The organism is Epilithonimonas arachidiradicis (assembly GCF_003610695.1).
Taxonomy (GTDB): Bacteria; Bacteroidota; Bacteroidia; order Flavobacteriales; family Weeksellaceae; genus Epilithonimonas; species Epilithonimonas arachidiradicis.
In genome coordinates, this window is record NZ_RAQH01000001.1 from 147,037 (window position 1) to 163,761 (window position 16,725).

General features: G+C 37.7%; 15 protein-coding genes. 5 read left to right on the top strand and 10 right to left on the bottom strand.

The features are described from left to right. Nucleotides 1-16: 16 nt before the first annotated feature. Entirely contained in the window at nucleotides 17-1,387 is a 1,371-nt protein-coding gene (locus BXY58_RS00750) for a c-type cytochrome (protein ID WP_120211894.1), read from the bottom strand. Nucleotides 1,388-1,574: 187 nt separating this feature from the next. Between BXY58_RS00750 and BXY58_RS00755 the strand changes: the two genes are divergently transcribed. Further along, nucleotides 1,575-2,084 (top strand): SPOR domain-containing protein, encoded by a 510-nt coding sequence (locus BXY58_RS00755; protein WP_120211895.1) that lies wholly within the window; start codon nucleotides 1,575-1,577, stop codon nucleotides 2,082-2,084. A gap of 30 nt (nucleotides 2,085-2,114) precedes the next feature. On the opposite strand, the gene BXY58_RS00760 is transcribed toward BXY58_RS00755, so the two are convergent. The 7 genes from BXY58_RS00760 to BXY58_RS00790 all read right to left on the bottom strand — a co-directional run bounded on the left by BXY58_RS00760 (nucleotide 2,115) and on the right by BXY58_RS00790 (nucleotide 9,830). After that, entirely contained in the window at nucleotides 2,115-3,392 is a 1,278-nt protein-coding gene (locus tag BXY58_RS00760) for a DUF6080 domain-containing protein (RefSeq protein ID WP_229728371.1), read from the bottom strand. A gap of 47 nt (nucleotides 3,393-3,439) precedes the next feature. After that, on the bottom strand, nucleotides 3,440-3,763 hold the full coding sequence (locus BXY58_RS00765) for a hypothetical protein (RefSeq protein ID WP_120211896.1): 324 nt from the start codon (nucleotides 3,761-3,763) through the stop codon (nucleotides 3,440-3,442). Beyond that, nucleotides 3,751-3,948, bottom strand: a complete 198-nt coding sequence (locus BXY58_RS00770; RefSeq protein WP_120211897.1) for a hypothetical protein — start codon at nucleotides 3,946-3,948, stop codon at nucleotides 3,751-3,753. The genes BXY58_RS00765 and BXY58_RS00770 overlap by 13 nt, the downstream gene beginning before the upstream one ends. Before the next feature lie 63 nt (nucleotides 3,949-4,011). Beyond that, the gene (locus BXY58_RS00775) at nucleotides 4,012-5,547 is read right to left on the bottom strand and encodes a protein adenylyltransferase SelO (protein WP_120211898.1); all 1,536 of its coding nucleotides are present in this window, start codon (nucleotides 5,545-5,547) and stop codon (nucleotides 4,012-4,014) included. 40 nt (nucleotides 5,548-5,587) lie between these two features. After that, nucleotides 5,588-7,945 carry a penicillin-binding protein 1A gene (locus BXY58_RS00780; RefSeq protein WP_120211899.1) on the bottom strand — a complete coding sequence of 786 codons (2,358 nt, stop codon included), beginning with the start codon at nucleotides 7,943-7,945 and terminating at the stop codon, nucleotides 5,588-5,590. 9 nt (nucleotides 7,946-7,954) lie between these two features. Continuing rightward, entirely contained in the window at nucleotides 7,955-8,416 is a 462-nt protein-coding gene (locus BXY58_RS00785; RefSeq protein ID WP_120212507.1) for a gliding motility lipoprotein GldH, read from the bottom strand. Next, nucleotides 8,409-9,830, bottom strand: coding sequence for a PSP1 domain-containing protein (locus tag BXY58_RS00790; protein WP_120211900.1), 1,422 nt, complete (start codon nucleotides 9,828-9,830; stop codon nucleotides 8,409-8,411). Before BXY58_RS00790 ends, BXY58_RS00785 begins: the two co-directional genes overlap by 8 nt. A 378-nt stretch (nucleotides 9,831-10,208) precedes the next feature. Here BXY58_RS00790 and BXY58_RS00795 point away from each other — a divergent pair, with 378 nt between their 5' ends. From BXY58_RS00795 to BXY58_RS00810, 4 genes are all read left to right on the top strand, one after another. Then, the gene (locus BXY58_RS00795; RefSeq protein ID WP_120211901.1) at nucleotides 10,209-11,435 is read left to right on the top strand and encodes an OmpP1/FadL family transporter; all 1,227 of its coding nucleotides are present in this window, start codon (nucleotides 10,209-10,211) and stop codon (nucleotides 11,433-11,435) included. 12 nt (nucleotides 11,436-11,447) lie between these two features. Further along, nucleotides 11,448-13,019 carry an SGNH/GDSL hydrolase family protein gene (locus BXY58_RS00800; protein ID WP_120211902.1) on the top strand — a complete coding sequence of 524 codons (1,572 nt, stop codon included), beginning with the start codon at nucleotides 11,448-11,450 and terminating at the stop codon, nucleotides 13,017-13,019. Between the two features lie 115 nt (nucleotides 13,020-13,134). After that, nucleotides 13,135-13,560, top strand: a complete 426-nt coding sequence (locus BXY58_RS00805) for an RrF2 family transcriptional regulator (protein ID WP_120211903.1) — start codon at nucleotides 13,135-13,137, stop codon at nucleotides 13,558-13,560. Further along, a complete protein-coding gene (locus BXY58_RS00810; protein WP_120211904.1) occupies nucleotides 13,560-13,991 on the top strand; it encodes a nucleoside deaminase in 432 nt (143 codons plus the stop codon). The genes BXY58_RS00805 and BXY58_RS00810 overlap by 1 nt, the downstream gene beginning before the upstream one ends. Before the next feature lie 2 nt (nucleotides 13,992-13,993). Here the strand turns inward: BXY58_RS00810 and BXY58_RS00815 are convergent, their stop codons facing one another. Together BXY58_RS00815 and BXY58_RS00820 are read right to left on the bottom strand one after the other, a co-directional pair. Then, on the bottom strand, nucleotides 13,994-14,752 hold the full coding sequence (locus BXY58_RS00815; protein ID WP_120211905.1) for a type III pantothenate kinase: 759 nt from the start codon (nucleotides 14,750-14,752) through the stop codon (nucleotides 13,994-13,996). A gap of 92 nt (nucleotides 14,753-14,844) precedes the next feature. Further along, on the bottom strand, nucleotides 14,845-16,704 hold the full coding sequence (locus BXY58_RS00820; protein ID WP_120211906.1) for a M1 family metallopeptidase: 1,860 nt from the start codon (nucleotides 16,702-16,704) through the stop codon (nucleotides 14,845-14,847). Nucleotides 16,705-16,725: the final 21 nt, after the last annotated feature.

The window sequence follows — 16,725 nt, forward strand, 5'->3', positions numbered from 1 at the left end:
CTTCTAATTTTTGTTATTAATAATGACATTTACCACACTCAAGACCTCCGATTGCATCTACAGTAATCTTAGTTCCTTCACCATATTGTTTTTTCAACTTATCGTGGAGATTCTTGAAGTATTCTTTATTGTAACCATTGTTCATATCGACCTCTGTAGTTCTGTGACACTCGATACACCATCCCATCGTGAAGTTGTTCGCCATCTGCACCACATTCATCGTGTCAATTTTACCGTGACAAGCCTTACAAACAACATCAATCTTATTCGCCGGATCTTTCTGCTTAGCATTGAAACTGCTGATAATCGCCTGCTCTCCCGCTACTACGTGCTGTGCGTGATTGAAGTAAACGAAATCCGGCATATTGTGGATTCTGGTCCATTCGATTGGTGTTGTCTTACCAGTATAAGCCTGCTTAGACTCATCCCAACCAGCTGCCGCATAGATTTTTTTGATTTCTCCTGTGTAGAATTCTCTGTCTTTTCCTGGCTCTATGTATTTTCCTTTGTACTCAGAAATCGCTCTGTGACAGTTCATACAAACATTAACAGAAGGGATCTCCGACACTTTACCATATTTGGCACTGGAGTGACAAAGCTGACAGTCGATTTTATTTTCTCCTGCGTGAATCTTGTGTGAGAAGTAGATCGGCTGTTCCGGCGCATAGCCTTTGTAAACACCAATCCACATCAGCCAGTTCCAAACGCCGTAAGCCGCAAACAGTGCCAGCAATGCGATAACACCTTTGCCAACGTAGCTGTACTTTTCGTATAACTTGGAGAAAGAAGTAAGTCTTGTAGAATTAAGTTCCGATAATTCTGGTGACTGCTGAATCTTTACTAATTGACGGACCTTAAGTAGCAACCAGAACAATAAACCTGCAATTGCTATAAGCGCAGCAACCATAATTTTAGAGTTGAGCTGCTGGGCTTTTGCAGCTTCAATAGAAGCTAAGTCGTTTGCATTGGCAGCTTCTCCCGCATTATCCGCAGCTGGTTCTTCAGCCGGAGGATTAGTTGTATATTCTAAAATATCATTGATATCCTGATCTGTTAGATTAGGAAACTGTAACATTTCAGTTTTGTTGAACTTTTCAAAAACCTCATTGGCATACTTATCACCAGATGCTCTTAAAGCCTTGTTGTCTTTAATCCATTTGTGAAGCCAATCTGTGTCAAGATTCTGTTCCTTTTTTAATCTGTCTACAACGCCACCAAGTGCCGGTCCAATAACTTGTTTATCCAATGCGTGACAAGCCGTACAGTTTGTCTTGAACAACTCCTGTCCTTTTTTTGGATCGCCTTGTGCATAAACAGAAGCGCCGGTTGACAACAATAAACTAATTGCTATCAGACCCTTTTTGTAATGCTTTCTCCAACTAATCATTTATATAATCTTGGGTTAGTAAATTGTATTGAGTTTACATTCAATTCCGCAAAAATAGCACTTTAACAAAAATTAAGAAGAGCAATTGGGATGGATTTTCTCATTTCTTTTTAATTTGTAATTGTTCTAAATAAGAGCGTTTGCGATTACTACAAATTATTTTAAATTTGCTAAAAATAAATTTTAAATGAATCATCTTCTTAAGCTTTTCATAATCTCCGCGCTATTCTGTTTTTACCAAATTGATGCTCAATACGTTGTAAAAAAAGACACTTTATCCGGAACTGAACTTTCTTTCTCGTTTGATGAACGTGTAAACAGCGCGCTTGAGAAAATAGAAGGTAATTGCAACCGTATAACCGACGCTCCAGCAAAAACACCAACAAAGATTTTGGTTCCGAGCAGAGAACTTACCACTGCCGAGATCTGTAGAAAAAATCCAAAAATAATGGGTTACAAGATCCAGGTTGTTACCGTAAAAAGCAATGAAGAAGCCAGAAAAATCGCTACAGAATTCAGAAGTAATTTCAGAAATTTAAAAGTGGAAACAGACGCTTCACTCAGACCGAACTATAAAATCCTTGCCGGAAGTTATTTTTCTAGACAGAGTGCCGCCGAAGATCTCAGGAATGTCAAGAAGGTTTATCCTACTGCTCTCGTCGTTTCCTACGCAGTCTTTTGTGTAGATGCTAAATAAAAAAACGCCTTCGGAATCCGAAGGCGTTTTTTATCTATAATAAGTTTCCAAGAATTGATAAAACTCTGTCAATCGATAATAATTGTTCATTCCCAAATAGACCGTCATTATCAAAAGCAATCCGTAAAATAAACTCAAAGCAACAGTTTTATCTCGATAACTGAAGAACAGCCAGCCTATCAAAAGCGGATACACAAAAACAAAATGTCCGCCGTAAATGTAAGAAGTATGAAGCCCGAACTTCAAAATGCAATGAACCAAAACATCAAATAGGAATGTAATCACAAGAATCCAAATCAGCTTATTTTTATAATTCCTGAAAATGCTCCAAATCATTATCAACACAATCAATCCGACGAAGACATAAGGAACCACAGAGCTGTAAACATCCATAAACAATGCTTTGTAGTAAAACGTTTTGTCTTTGTTATGATAATCTCGGATCTCATAATTCGAAAACAAAATATTGCCTCCAAAAAACCAGGAATAAATCATATCCCAAAGCGGCGTAGCTTTAGGTTTTGAGAATTTGTCGTATTGTTCTTCGGTTTTGTTGAGGAAATTCTGGAAATTAAAATTCAGTCTCAACATAAAAAGGAATACGAAAACAACAACCGAAGTTGCAATTTTTGCCGCAGCCATTCCGATTTTTTTCCAGTTCCAGAAGATTTTCTTTTCAAACAGGAACGGAATGTAAACTTTGACAATATTGGTAATCGTCAATCCCCCGATGAAAACAGAACTGAAAATCGTTGCGCCAAAAGAAATTGGTTTTTCTTCCTGAATTTTCCTGGCGGAATAATAATTGAAAATCGAAAGAAACAATAAAGTGTAAGTGTAAGTTTCTGGTGTAAAACTTAGCAAAATATTCGTCACAAACAAGCCGTAGAAAACTAAAATTAACAGGCTGATTTTTAGAGGAAGCTGAATAATGTTATTCAGATATTTGAATATTTGAACATTGGCAAGAGAAATCACAACTGTTGAAAACATAGCCAAAACCAATCTGAAAACCGAATTATAATGATTTCCCGAAATCCACAATGCAAAATCACGGATACAATCGAAAAAATAATTGGACAACGGATGTCTCTCAAAACCGCCGCCAGTCTGGACAATCGCCCGGTTATCAAAACTAAAATAACCATCCCAAGGAATTCTGTCATCATAAATGATTCTGAAATTCTCCGCGATGAACCAGGCATTCGTACCATAAAGAATAACAAAGAAAAGGAAAATCCATAATTCAGTTTTGGTTGACGGAAAAATGATTTTCAGGATGGATAGAATTTTATTCAGGATTTTCAAGTTTGGAATATTTCTGCAAAAATAGAAAATGAAAGTGAAGCAGAAAACTAAAGATGTTTGACAATCTCAGAATGACTATTTGTTATGAAAGTTACAAGATATCTATTTTCCATATTCTCAAAGAAAATATACCAAGTTGTAGTATGATTGGCTTTGTAGAAAATATATTTTGATCCTAGCTGCAACAAGCTCTCAGGTGTATTTCTAAAAGGGAAAATCGGAAGATTATATTCTATGAAATCTACAATATCATCAACATAATCAAATGAACTTTCCAAAAAACCAAAATAATCTTTTTGAAAAAGCACAAAAGCTAAATCATTCAAATATTTTTCCGCTTCGGGTAAATATTGAATAATTATTTTTTCCAAGGTAAAGTTTTCAAAAATTCTTTTGTCCGCTTTTTAAGTTCCTCACCAGAAATACCTCTTTCCCACTCCTTTTCGAAATCAAAAGAATTTTTACTCCTGATTTTTTTAATTTCTTCAATGACAGCCGGATTTTCCAAAGTGTGAATCCACTTGATGATCTCACTTTTTTCAGATGCTAAACTCATTGTTTTATAGATTGGTTGTAACAAAGATAGAGAATATTTTGAAATTAATTTGGGCAATATAATTTAAGAGCTACAAGACAATTGACTACAACCTGTTTGATTATCATATTTCGAAGGACGTTTCTTATTGAACTCCGGAAAACGGTTTTCATAAGGATTTTGTAAAGCTTCTTTCAGTTTGAAAAACAATTTATAATCGCCATTTTCAGCATCTTGAATCGCTTCGAATAGCAGATAATTTCTCAGAATGAACTTCGGATTTGTTTTGGACATTAATTCTAACGATTCTGTTTCTGTGATTTTATTTTTAAGTTTTCTCGTTTGATACTTTTCGATAAAATTAGAAAGTCGTTTCAACTCGTTTTCATTCAGGCTTCGGTAAAAAGAATTTGAGAAATCATCCGTTTTAATTTCTGAAGCTGGTTTCTCAAGACTTTGGAAAAATAAAGTATAATCGAGATTCAAATCCTGCATCAGCTGTTGCCATTCTGTGAAGAATTTTTCATCTTCTGCTAATACCTCATCCAACCCAAATTTGTTGGCCAGCATTCTATCGTGTTCTGTCCAGAAGCGTTTTCCATAATCATCCAGGATTTTTTCCAGAATTTCAGAATCATTAATCAAAGGAAAAATAGCGTTCGCTAAAGCTGCCAAATTCCAATGTGAAATCTGCCCTTGTTTTCCGAAAGCATATCTTTTTCCTGGCAAGTCTGTTGTATTTGGCGTGAATTCCAAATCATAACCGTCCATCATAGAAAACGGTCCGTAATCTATCGTCAAGCCAAGAATTGACATATTATCGGTATTCATCACACCGTGAACAAAACCTACACGATACCAATCGATTATCATTTTCAAAGTTCTGTCGCAAATTGCTTTAAACCAATCGATATATTTATTGGGATTATTTTCAGAATTAATTTCGGGATAAAAATTTTCAATCGTGTAATCTGCCAAGTTTTTCAGCAAATCAGTTTGATTTCTTGCCGATAACAATTCAAAATGTCCGAATCTCAGAAAAGACTCAGCCGTTCTTACCACAACTGCGCCTTGCTCTTTCTGAGGATTCCCGGAATACTGAATATCCCGAATCACATCTTCTCCCGTTTTTGATAGGCTCAAAGCTCTAGTCGTCGGAACGTTTAAATGAAACATGGCTTCACTCATCAGATATTCCCGAATCGAAGAACGCAAAACTGCCCTTCCATCTGCGTGTCTGGAATATGGTGTTGCACCAGCTCCTTTCCATTGGATTTCGGTTTGCTTTCCTTGATTGAAAATTTCGCCGGCGTAAATCGCTCTTCCGTCGCCTAATTGTCCTGCCCAGTTCCCGAATTGATGACCTGCATAAGCTGTTGCATAGGTTTTTATATTTCCCGGAAGGTTTTGGGCTGCCAAGAAATTTTTATCGCTTTCTAAATTTCCTAAACCAATCTCGATTGACAATTCTTCGTTAAAGTCAATTAATTCAGTTTGGTGAAAATCTGCAGGTTCCACAGTACAAAACATAACATCAGGTGTTTGTCTCTGCATCAGATTTCCTGAAAAATCGCCAGGACATTGTTCTGTGAAATGATGTGTAATATTTTTTATGTTCATCATTAAAAATCCCGCCTCGTTGTAGCGAGACGGGAACATTTTATTTATTAAAATCTATATCATCCGAAGAGTTAATAGCTTCATTAGAATGATCTTCTTTTTTTACTGGTTTATCAGGAACTTCCTTTACCGGATTTTTGAGTTCATCAATGGTTTGTAATCCACCATCGTCTCCGTATCCATTTCTCAGATTATTAAGATCCGAGCAACTTCCGGTCCAATTGGCTGGTTTGATAAATTTATCTTCCATTGAAATATTCAGTGCTTTGTCAGCAAAAACTTTCTTCATATAGATGGCCCAAATCGGAAGACCCATTTTAGCACCCTGACCTTCGCCTGTGCTCCAGAAGTGCGTTGCTCTGTCTTCCCATCCAACCCAAACACCAGTTGCAAGTTTTGGAACAATTCCCATAAACCAACCATCCGAGTTTTTCTGCGTCGTTCCGGTTTTACCTGCAATTTCTACATTGGCTGCAATGCCTCTTCTTCTCAATTCTCCAGAAGCTGTACCGAACTCTGCAACACCTTTCATCAAGTCAATCATCGTGTAGGCATACATCTCGTTCATCACTTCCTTCACTACAGGTTTCACTTCCTTAATAACACGTCCGTTAGCATCTTCGATCCTCCAGATCATTTCGGGTTTTGTGTAATTCCCAAAATTCGCAAATGTGCTATAAGCTCCCAACATCTCATATATTGTTATATCGGAAGTACCAAGCGCCATTGGTAAGCTCTTATCAATCGGATCAGTTACGCCTAAATCTCTTGCCAACTGGATCACATTTTCTGTACCTGCCATCTCCGCTAAACGAATCGCTACAGGGTTTAAAGACTTCGCAATACCTTCTTTGATAGTCACGCTGCCGCCCCCACCTTTTACGTACCAGCTGCCTTTTGCATATGGCGCATTAGAAACAGTGGAACATGGCGTCATCCCAAGATGCATAATTGCCGTGGCATATACAAATGGTTTGAAAGTAGATCCTACCTGACGTTTTCCTTGCTTCACGTGGTCATACTGGAAATGTTGCCAGTTGATCCCGCCAACCCAAGCTTTGATATCACCCGTTGCAGGCTCCATAGACATCAGACCAGCCTGAGCAATCTGCTTGTGATACCGGATAGAATCCCAAGGCGACATCTCGACTTCTTCTTCTCCTTGCCAAGTAAATCTTGTCATTTTTGTAGGTTGGTGGAACTCCATCATGATAGAATCCTCCGGCATACCTTCAGCTTTCAACTGTTTGTAACGTCCTGTTCTTTTAACTGCGGACATCATCAAGCCGTTGATCTGACTTTTGCTCAAGTTATAATAAGGGCGATTGGGATTACGTCTCATCTCGCCATCGAAGTTTTTCTGTAGAACGGTCAAATGCTCTTTGATAGCATCTTCAGCATATCTCTGCATTCTTGAATCCAAAGTCACATAGATCTTAAGTCCGTTTTTATAAAGATTCAGTTGTTTACCCGTTTCTTTTTCGTAAGAATCAAGATATTGCTGAATCTCTTTTCTCAGGTAAAACTTATAGTAAGCAGAATAACCTTCTTCAACGGTCTTGATCTCGTGGAAATCTACAACAACTGGTGTTGCAACGGCTTTCTCATAAGTTGCATTATCGATGTAACCCGTATCCAGCATTTGTTTCAAAACCACATCTCTTCTGGTTTTTGCTCTTTCCGGATTTCTATACGGATTATTTCTCCTTGGCGCTTCCAACATGGCTACAAAAGTTGCAGCTTCGGGCAACGTCAGTTGGCTTGTAGACTTATTGAAGTAAACTCTCGAAGCCATCTCGATTCCTTTCGCATTGAAGAGAAAATCCATTTTGTTGAAATATAAAGCGACAATCTCTTCTTTGGTATAACGTTTTTCCAGACTTACCGCAACGCACCATTCTTTCAGTTTCTGAAAAGCTCTTTCAATTTTATTCTGAGAAGCATTTCCTGTAAACAATAATTTTGCTAGCTGCTGTGTAATGGTAGAACCACCACCTCTTTCACCACCAAATCTAATAGCTCTAAGAATAGATTTGAGGTCAATTCCGGAATGTTCTTTGAAACGCTCATCCTCCTTGGCCTGAAGCGCATAAACCAAAAACGGCGGAAGCTGTTTGTATGTAACTGGTTTTGTTTTTTCCTTTTCGAATTTCCCTAACAAAACGTTATCCGAAGAATAGATCTCAGACGCCACATAAATATCAGGATTCTCAAGCTCTTTTACATCAGGCATATCGCCTACAAAACCTTGAGAAACGGCAAAAAACAATGCAGAAATCCCTAGTACAACCGCAAAAAATCCTATCCAAACCAACTTGATCCACTTTTTGATGGATGGCTTGGACTTTTTCTTCTCTGGTAAAGGGAAAGTTTTATTTTCAGATTTTTTATTTTCCATTAATATCTGTTAAGGCTTTATATTTTGAATTTTCACGCCAAGATCTTCAATTCCCGGCAGTATATTTTGTCTCATTGCCTGCACCACTTTTACAGAATAATTACCATTCTGAGGAAATTTGTAATTCAATTTGTATTGAAATAAAATCTCCTTTGTGTCACCAAAACCAGATCCAATCCATTCGCCATTCGGTTTTGCCAGGACATAATTGAGCGTATCGGTCGAGATCGTCTTTTTATTATGTTCTATACTTGCAATCAGCCTGAGATTACTGTAAGGATAATCGTTATTATTTCTCACTATAAAAATAATATTTTTTTGATTCTGTGCATCGGTTACATCAAAATCAAATTTCTGAACATCCTTTTTATTCCATTTGCTACCAATATCTTTTGTCAGAATCTTATCATCTCCATCCTGACAAGAAAAAAGTGATATTAACAAAACAAGGGCAACAATTGATTTAAGCATTACCTTCATTTTTAGGTGGCGTTTTCTTTTTCGCTTTCTTGAACGGTTTTTTATGATTTTTATTTTCCTGAGGCTGATTCAAATTTTGGTTGTGATTCGATGCCTGATTTTCTACCGGTTTCTGTTTAGGGGCAGCAGTTCTGTTTTCACCAGATCTTTGTTCGGAAGAGCGGTTTCTATTATCTCTATGATTCGGGTTTCTATTATCCTGAGACTTAGAATTTCTGTTTTCGTTTTGACTTCTTTCCTCGTTTTGCTTTGGTTTTCTATTGTCCTGATTTCTAGAATTTCTATCTCTGTCTCTATTATTTGATCGCGGTTTTCTATTCTTTTTCTCGAAACGGTCCACGCTGTTTTCCTGAATAAGATCAGAAGTCACTAGTGGATTTTCAATTACCCGAAGATCTTCTAAAGCGGGCGTTTTTTCGCCTTTCTTATTTAACGAAATCAATTTCTTAACTTCGAAAATGTCCAGATCGTACCAAGCCATAGAGTTTTCCACATAAGCAAACCACATTTTCTTTTTGAAAACATCGATCTTGATACAAAATGCTTTTCCTTTTTCTGTATTCAGAACGGTACTAGATGACGGGAAATCTCTTAAAACATCCAGATAGCTGTCCAATTCGTAATTAAGACAACATTTCAGTTTACCACATTGTCCTGCTAATTTCTGTGGATTGATACTCAGTTGCTGATATCTCGCAGCATTGGTATTTACAGAACGGAAATCTGTCAGCCAGGTTGAGCAGCATAGTTCTCTACCACAAGATCCAATTCCTCCGACTTTTGCAGATTCCTGACGGAATCCGATCTGTTTCATATCAATCTTTGTACGGAAAGTGCCTGCATATTCTTTTATCAGCTGGCGAAAATCTACACGATTATCTGCTGTATAATAGAACGTTATCTTGGAACCATCACCTTGGTATTCCACATCGGTGATTTTCATTTCAAGATTGAGACCATAAGCAATCTTACGGGCATCAATCTTGATATTGTTTTCTTTTTTTCTAAGTTCCTGCCAAGTCTCTATATCTTTTTGATTGGCAAGCCGATAAACTTTGAGTGTCTGGTCTTCGGAGACATTTTTCTTTTTCATCTGGATTTTCACCAGCTCTCCAGCAAGACTTACTACACCTATATCGTGTCCCGGACTAGATTCTACAGCAATGACGCTACCAATATGTAAGGCTAGGTTATTGACGTTTTTATAATATAATTTACGATCGTTTTTAAAACGAACTTCCACATATTCTGAACTTTTTGATCCCGATGGATTGACATCGGAAAGCCAGTCAAAAACACTTAATTTATAACTATTCCCGCAGGTATCTACACTACTACACCCATTCGCACTTTTGGTGCCACAAGAATGGGAAGAATCGCCGGATGTTTTACATCCACAACTCATATATAATTTTTTTATGTCGAATTGCAAAGTTAATACAATTTTTATTTAAGGCTGATGAATATCTTTTTTAAAAATATTTTTTTATTAATTTATTGTTAATACTAATTTAATATTGACAATTAACCAATAAAAACTTGATTTAATTGATGGATAATCAAATTAAAAATACTGATAATATTGTGGTTTGAATTCAATTGTTTAAAGTTAAACTAAAATACAAATCCCTTGAAAAACTTCGACAAATAACTATATTTCAAACAAATAACAAACAACATCAATTAAACAATTATTCTATGAATAGCAATGTTTAACTTTTTTTAATAATTTTTATAATTGTTATTAAAATAATTATAAATTTGGAACATTAATAATAATTTTATGAGAAGAATTTTAATAACCACGGCATTAGCTGCCGGTGTAATGGCATACGCAGGAGGTTTCCGAGTATCTCTTCAGGGTGTTAAGCAGTTGGCAATGGCTCATACCAGTGCACACGCCGAAGACGCAAGTGTTGCATTCTTCAACCCGGCAGGGATTTCTTTCATCCCTTCAAAATTAAGTGTTGCTGCAGGTGGATTTGGAGTATCAAATAAGATTACTTACCAAAACACAAGCACACTTCAACAGACTGAGACGGATAATCCGCTAGGAACACCTATCTATGCTGCAGTCGCTTATAAAGTTCTGGATAATCTTTCTCTTGGTTTTAGTTTTTCTACGCCGTTTGGTAGTACGATCGAGTGGCCAAGCGACTGGGAAGGTAAAGAAATTGTTCAAAAGTTGGAGCTGAAAAGTTACTTTTTCCAACCAATGGTTTCAGTAAAATTGGCGCCTTGGGCTTCATTTGGAGCAAGCTATATCTACGCCAAGGGTAAAGTGGATTGGACAAAAGCACTGACTCTCTATAATGGACAACTTAATCTTTTAGATGATACTGCAACAGGCCACGGGTTCGGATTCGGTTTTTATTTCCAGCCCGATCAAAAGTGGGATGTAAGTGTGGCTTACCGTTCTCCGATAGATATGAAAGCCAAAGAAGGAAAAGCTACTTTTATGGTGCCAACTTCGTTATTACCTAACTTCAACGGCGGTTCAGATAACTTCAAAGCAACTTTACCTCTTGTAGATGAATATACATTGGGGGTGACTTATAAAATAACGCCGAAGTGGCTTATCTCTGCTGACTATAACTATCATGGATGGGAGCGATACAGCAAACTGACTTTGGATTTTGAAAATGTTGCGGCTGGAAATCAACCAAACGACCCGACAGTTTTGGTCAATCCTAAAAACTTCAGAAATACTTCCAGCGTGCGTGTTGGAACACAGTACGCATTCAACGATATGATTTTTGGAAGACTTGGTTGGTATTATGATGAAACACCTTATGCAGACAAGGATTTCATTCCTGAGACTCCTTCATTTGACAATTATGTGATTACAGGGGGCGTTGGTTTCAAATTCAACAAACTTGGTGTTGATCTATCGGGAGCCTATGCCATGCCAAAAAGCAGAACATTCAATAACCCGAATATCAATTTTGCAGGACAAGCAAAAGCTGATGTATTCTATTTTGGTTTAGGACTATCTTACAACGCATTTTAAATTGAATCAATTATGAAAAAATTATATATATCAACCTTAACTGCTACACTCTTATTAGCAGCAAGTTGTCAGACAGATTTTGAAAATAGCACGGAAGATGTCGTTGTTACAGCCGGAGACGCTGACTTTTCAAAATATGTTGCTTTAGGAAATTCTCTGACATCAGGATATAGAGATAATGCTCTTTACATAGATGGGCAAAAAGAGTCATACCCGAATCTAATAGCAGGACAGATGAGGCTTGCGGGAGGAGGCGAATTTGTTCAACCTCTAATGGCAGATAACAATGGGGGAATGGTTTTGGGAACTACTGCAATATTGGGAACAAAATTATATATAGCTGGTTTCTCAAACGGTGCCCCGGTTCTTAAAAATGTTGAAGCTGCTCCTACAACTGACGTTACAAAAAAAATAACCGGCACGATCAATAATATGGGCGTTCCCGGAGCAAAATCATTTCATTTGATTGCCCCAGGATACGGAAATGTAAATGGCATCCTTGCTGGAACAGCAAATCCTTATTATGTGAGATTTTCTACAAGCAATACATCCACGGTTGCTGCTGATGCTGCCGCTCAGAAGCCGACATTTTTCTCACTTTGGATTGGTAATAATGATGTTCTTAGCTATGCTACCAACGGTGGAACTAATACTGTAAAAGTTAATAATGTAAATACTTATGTTGCGGCAACGGTACAGACAAGTGTAGATCCAACTACTTATCAATCCAATGATATATCCAGTCCTCAGGTTGTAGCTGGTTCTATCAAAACTGTTTTGGAAACGCTTAAAGCTTCAGGAGCCACAAAAGGAATTATAGCCAATATACCTTATGTTACTTCTATTCCTTATTTTACAACCGTGCCATATAATGCGATTCCTCTGACTGCTGCTAAGGCCCAGGCGCTAAATACTGGTCTTTATCAGCCTATGAAAAATGCACTTACCTATCTGGGATCCGGATCAAGATTAAATCTAGTAACAGCAGGTCAAAATCCAGTGCTAATCGTTGATAATAAACTTACTAATCTATCCGCACAACTTACTGCTGTGCTAACAGCTTCTGGTGTTCCTGCGACTAAAGCTGCTATGATAGGAAATGCATTTGGACAGGTAAGACAAGCGACTGCAGATGATTTGATATTACTTCCTGCCTCAAGTCTTCTTGGCATAGATGTAGCAACAGGAAAACCAGCTACAGACACATCTGAGTTTGTTTATGGAGCCTCTTATCCTATCGGGGATCAACTATCATTGACAAAAGATGAGTCGGCTAATGTGAAAACTGCAATAGATGCGTACAATTCACAAATTACTGCTCTGGCTTCTGCATACGGACTTGCTTTTGTAGATGCCAATGCCAAAATGGTTGAGCTGAATTCTGCATCTGGAATCCAATGGGACGGCGTTCGCTATTCTGCAAAATTTGTAACTGGAGGCGCCTTCTCTCTTGACGGTGTACACCTTACAGGACGTGGTTATGCTATTATTGCTAACGAGTTTTTAAAAGCAATCAATACTAAATACAAATCTAACCTACCAATGATTAGCCCAAATTCTTATTCTGGAGTTACGTTTCCTTAATCAGAAGTAGATAGAAGTAGATATATTATATGACCGTCTCATTTAGTTAATGAGGCGGTTTTTTATTGGTAATAAATATATTTTCAAAATATAAAATTTTGATTATTTTTACAAAATGCTTTCAAAAAGAGTCAAATACGCCATCAAAACTTTGCTTTTCCTTAACAGGACAAACAATGCTTCATTATTTTCCGCTAAAAAAATATCGGAGAACGAACGTATTCCGCTCAAATTTTTGGAACAAATCCTGCGTGAACTGAAGCAAAACAAAATTCTCAAAAGCGAAAGAGGTGCTGAAGGTGGTTACACTTTCATGAAAGACCCAGCCGATATCAAAGTTCTTGATGTTATCAGAATCGTTGACGGACCAGTCGCAATGTTGCCTTGTGCTTCTCTCAATTTTTATGAAAAATGTGCAGATTGTACAGACGAAGGAACTTGCGGCATCCGTAAATTATTGATTAATGTTCGCGACAGTATGCTCCCAATTTTGGATACAAGCATTGCCGATATGACCAAATCTGAGAATTGTCCTATCTGATGTTTACCGACGAATACTTTATGAAAATGGCTTTCCAGGAAGCTCAATTAGCTTTGGAAAAAGACGAAGTTCCGATTGGATGTGTCATCGTTTCGAACGACAGAGTGATTGCCAAATCACATAATCTTACAGAAACACTTACTGACGTTACGGCTCACGCAGAAATGCAAGCCATCACTTCTGCAGCTAATTTTCTTGGTGGGAAATACTTACAGAATTGTACTTTATATGTGACTTTGGAGCCTTGTGTGATGTGTTCCGGAGCTTTAGCCTGGTCACAGATTTCAAAAGTTGTGATTGGCGCAAGAGATGAACAAAGAGGCTTCATCAACAAAGGTTTATCTCTCCACCCTAAAACAGAGGTTGTAACGGGAATTTTGGAAAATGAATGTTCGGAGATTGTGAAAACTTTTTTCAAGAATAAGAGATAGCTCTACAACTCCTTCCCCAAAAAATACAATCCTTTCAGCGTATGCAAACGGTCTGCGACACTGATTTTGTCGGTCAGCGGTTTGTAGACGTGGCTAACGCCGCCAGTAGCAATCACAAAACATTGGTCATTCACCTCATCATTAATCCGGTCAATAAAACCTTCTACCATTCCAAGGAAGCCGTAAACCATTCCGCTTTGCATACAGGTGATTGTGTCCAATCCTAGAACTGATTTCGGTTTTACCAATTCAATTTCCGGTAGTTGCGCTGTTCCTTTTATCAAACTATTCAATGAAGTTATAATTCCCGGTGCGATGATAACGCCTAAAGTTTCTCCGTTCTCCGCCAGACAACTTGCTGTGAGCGCTGTTCCAAAATCCAAAATGATTTTTTTATTTCCAGGGTACAGATTGTGCGCTGCAACAAGATTCGCGTAGATATCTGTTCCCATCTGTTTAGATTTTGGAATCACTCCGGATGGCGTGTTTCTGTCAACAATTACCGGAATTTTCTGATGAATTTTCTTAATCGAACTCGCTACTACTTTTGTCAATTGTGGAACTACTGAACCGATAATGACTTTATCAATTTCTTGAACCTCAATTTTATAAGTCTGATAAAGCATCAGAATCTGAACAAAAAGCTCATCCGTCGTTTTATAAGGTTTGGTGTTGATGACCCAAGAGATGTCACAATTGTCATCATCAAACAATCCGAAACGGATATTGGTATTTCCTATATTGATTACAATGGAGTTCATTCTAATTTTGTTGTATTAATGCATTTGATGTAAAAGGTATTAATGACTTTCCAAAAAATCGTAGATACATTAATACTTTTTACATTTTACAATTATTTCACTTCCAAATAATTATCCTCAGGATTCACATCTGCTAATCTTTGGCTGAAATCAATTCCCATTGCTGATAACTGAGACTTGGTATAAGGAATTGTAAACGTGTACTCCTGCTGTGTCCAGGCCCAATAAGGCAAAGTCTGAATATTACCGTAAATGTCCTTCGTCTTCCAAACTCTGGTCAAATTCAATGGGATATTATAATTGATAACTTTTTTATCTTTTGTCAAAATACTGAAATCGATTGGCATCGGAACTCCTCCTTTATTCACCAAAGTAATTGTTGTTGATTGTGGATCATATTTCACATTCTTGATACCGTAATCAATAGTTTTGGTTGTATTAATCCAATAATGCTGGAACCATTTCAAATCCATTCCAGAAACCAATTGTGCAATGTGAATGAAATCTCTTTCTGTTGGATGTTTCATTGCCCACTCGTCGTAATATTTCAGCATAATTTTGCTCAGATTTTCTTCGCCAACGATGTAACCTAATTCTACTAAAAACGTTTCACCTTTGATATAACTTGCATAAGTGTAAGCTGTTCCGTTATCGTGATGGTCGCCCAACCAAACCGCTGGTTCTTCCTTTCCTGATTTGGCGAAATTAACATAAGCTTTTATTGCGCCAACAAATGGATTCGGTTGTGATTCTTTTGGCGGGAACAATCTGTAAGACACAAAATCTTCTGCATACTGCGTGAAACCTTCATCCATCCAAGGCCTTACACTTTCGTTGGTCGCTAACATTTGCTGAAACCAAGAGTGCGCACCTTCGTGGAACATCAATCCAGAAAGTCCTTCAACAGAATTTGCTTCGCCGAGAATCATTGTGCACATCCCGTATTCCATTCCGCCATCACCACCTTGGATGAATGAGTAACTTGGCCATTTGTAACGTCCGAAAGTCGCATTCATCAATTGGTAATATTTGGTGATATAAGGTTTCATTTCCGACCAATATTTTGTTTTTTCAGATTTTTGGTAAACCAAATACACTTTTGGCCCATCCAAAATCGGGAAGCTTTCTACGGAATAATCTCTATCGGCTGCCCAAGCAAAATCCAATATATTTTTCGCTGTCCATTTCCAGGTCACTTTATTGGAAATATCCGCTTTTATGGTAGCGTTACTGTCATAACCCTTCACTTCTGTTGAGTTTTCAAGATTTCCACCAGCGCCGATGACGTAGTCTTTATCGATTTTGATATTCACTTCATAATCAGAAAACGGTGCGTGAAATTCTCTTCCCACGTAATCAAATGCTGCCCAGCCGTCATAATCGTATTCAGCAATTTTTGGGTACCATTGCGTCATCGTCATATCGACACCTTCACGATTGTTTCTTCCGGCTCTTCGGATTTGCATCGGAATATTAGCGTCCCATTCCATTGTGAAAGTGGTGGAAGAATTGGGTTTAATGGCTTCTGCCAAGAAAACTTTCATCACAGTTCCCTGAATCTCGAATTTCAAATCTTTTCCGTTTTGCTTTATCCAACGGATATTCTGTGCACCTTCTTCATTCTTTGGAATCTCGGACAATCTAGAAACTATAGTATTTCCGACTCTTTTTGCCAATCTTCCATCAGCATTCACACCCTGAGACTGCACACGCTGGTCCATCATAGAACCTGCTTTGAAGGCATTCCAATACAAATGAAAATAAGCCACTTTCAACTCATCCGGCGAATTATTTCTATAATCCAGAGTCTGTTTTCCCTGATACGTGAAATTGGCAGCATCCACATCAATATCCATTTTATATTTGGCATATTGCTGGTAATATGGCGTTTGCTGAGCCGACAAGATGAAAGAAAAAAGAATTGAGAATAGAGAGAATTTCAGTTTTTTCATAGATTCGTTTTTATCAACCCT

What these genes read in the sequence shown, in the direction of transcription:
- BXY58_RS00750 (WP_120211894.1), bottom strand. Translation starts at nt 1,387, where the DNA reads ATGATTAGTTGGAGAAAGCATTACAAAAAGGGTCTGATAGCAATTAGT.
- BXY58_RS00755 (WP_120211895.1), top strand. Translation starts at nt 1,575, where the DNA reads ATGAATCATCTTCTTAAGCTTTTCATAATCTCCGCGCTATTCTGTTTT.
- BXY58_RS00770 (WP_120211897.1), bottom strand. Translation starts at nt 3,948, where the DNA reads ATGAGTTTAGCATCTGAAAAAAGTGAGATCATCAAGTGGATTCACACT.
- BXY58_RS00775 (WP_120211898.1), bottom strand. Translation starts at nt 5,547, where the DNA reads ATGAACATAAAAAATATTACACATCATTTCACAGAACAATGTCCTGGC.
- BXY58_RS00780 (WP_120211899.1), bottom strand. Translation starts at nt 7,945, where the DNA reads ATGGAAAATAAAAAATCTGAAAATAAAACTTTCCCTTTACCAGAGAAG.
- BXY58_RS00785 (WP_120212507.1), bottom strand. Translation starts at nt 8,416, where the DNA reads ATGCTTAAATCAATTGTTGCCCTTGTTTTGTTAATATCACTTTTTTCT.
- BXY58_RS00790 (WP_120211900.1), bottom strand. Translation starts at nt 9,830, where the DNA reads ATGAGTTGTGGATGTAAAACATCCGGCGATTCTTCCCATTCTTGTGGC.
- BXY58_RS00795 (WP_120211901.1), top strand. Translation starts at nt 10,209, where the DNA reads ATGAGAAGAATTTTAATAACCACGGCATTAGCTGCCGGTGTAATGGCA.
- BXY58_RS00800 (WP_120211902.1), top strand. Translation starts at nt 11,448, where the DNA reads ATGAAAAAATTATATATATCAACCTTAACTGCTACACTCTTATTAGCA.
- BXY58_RS00805 (WP_120211903.1), top strand. Translation starts at nt 13,135, where the DNA reads ATGCTTTCAAAAAGAGTCAAATACGCCATCAAAACTTTGCTTTTCCTT.
- BXY58_RS00810 (WP_120211904.1), top strand. Translation starts at nt 13,560, where the DNA reads ATGTTTACCGACGAATACTTTATGAAAATGGCTTTCCAGGAAGCTCAA.
- BXY58_RS00815 (WP_120211905.1), bottom strand. Translation starts at nt 14,752, where the DNA reads ATGAACTCCATTGTAATCAATATAGGAAATACCAATATCCGTTTCGGA.
- BXY58_RS00820 (WP_120211906.1), bottom strand. Translation starts at nt 16,704, where the DNA reads ATGAAAAAACTGAAATTCTCTCTATTCTCAATTCTTTTTTCTTTCATC.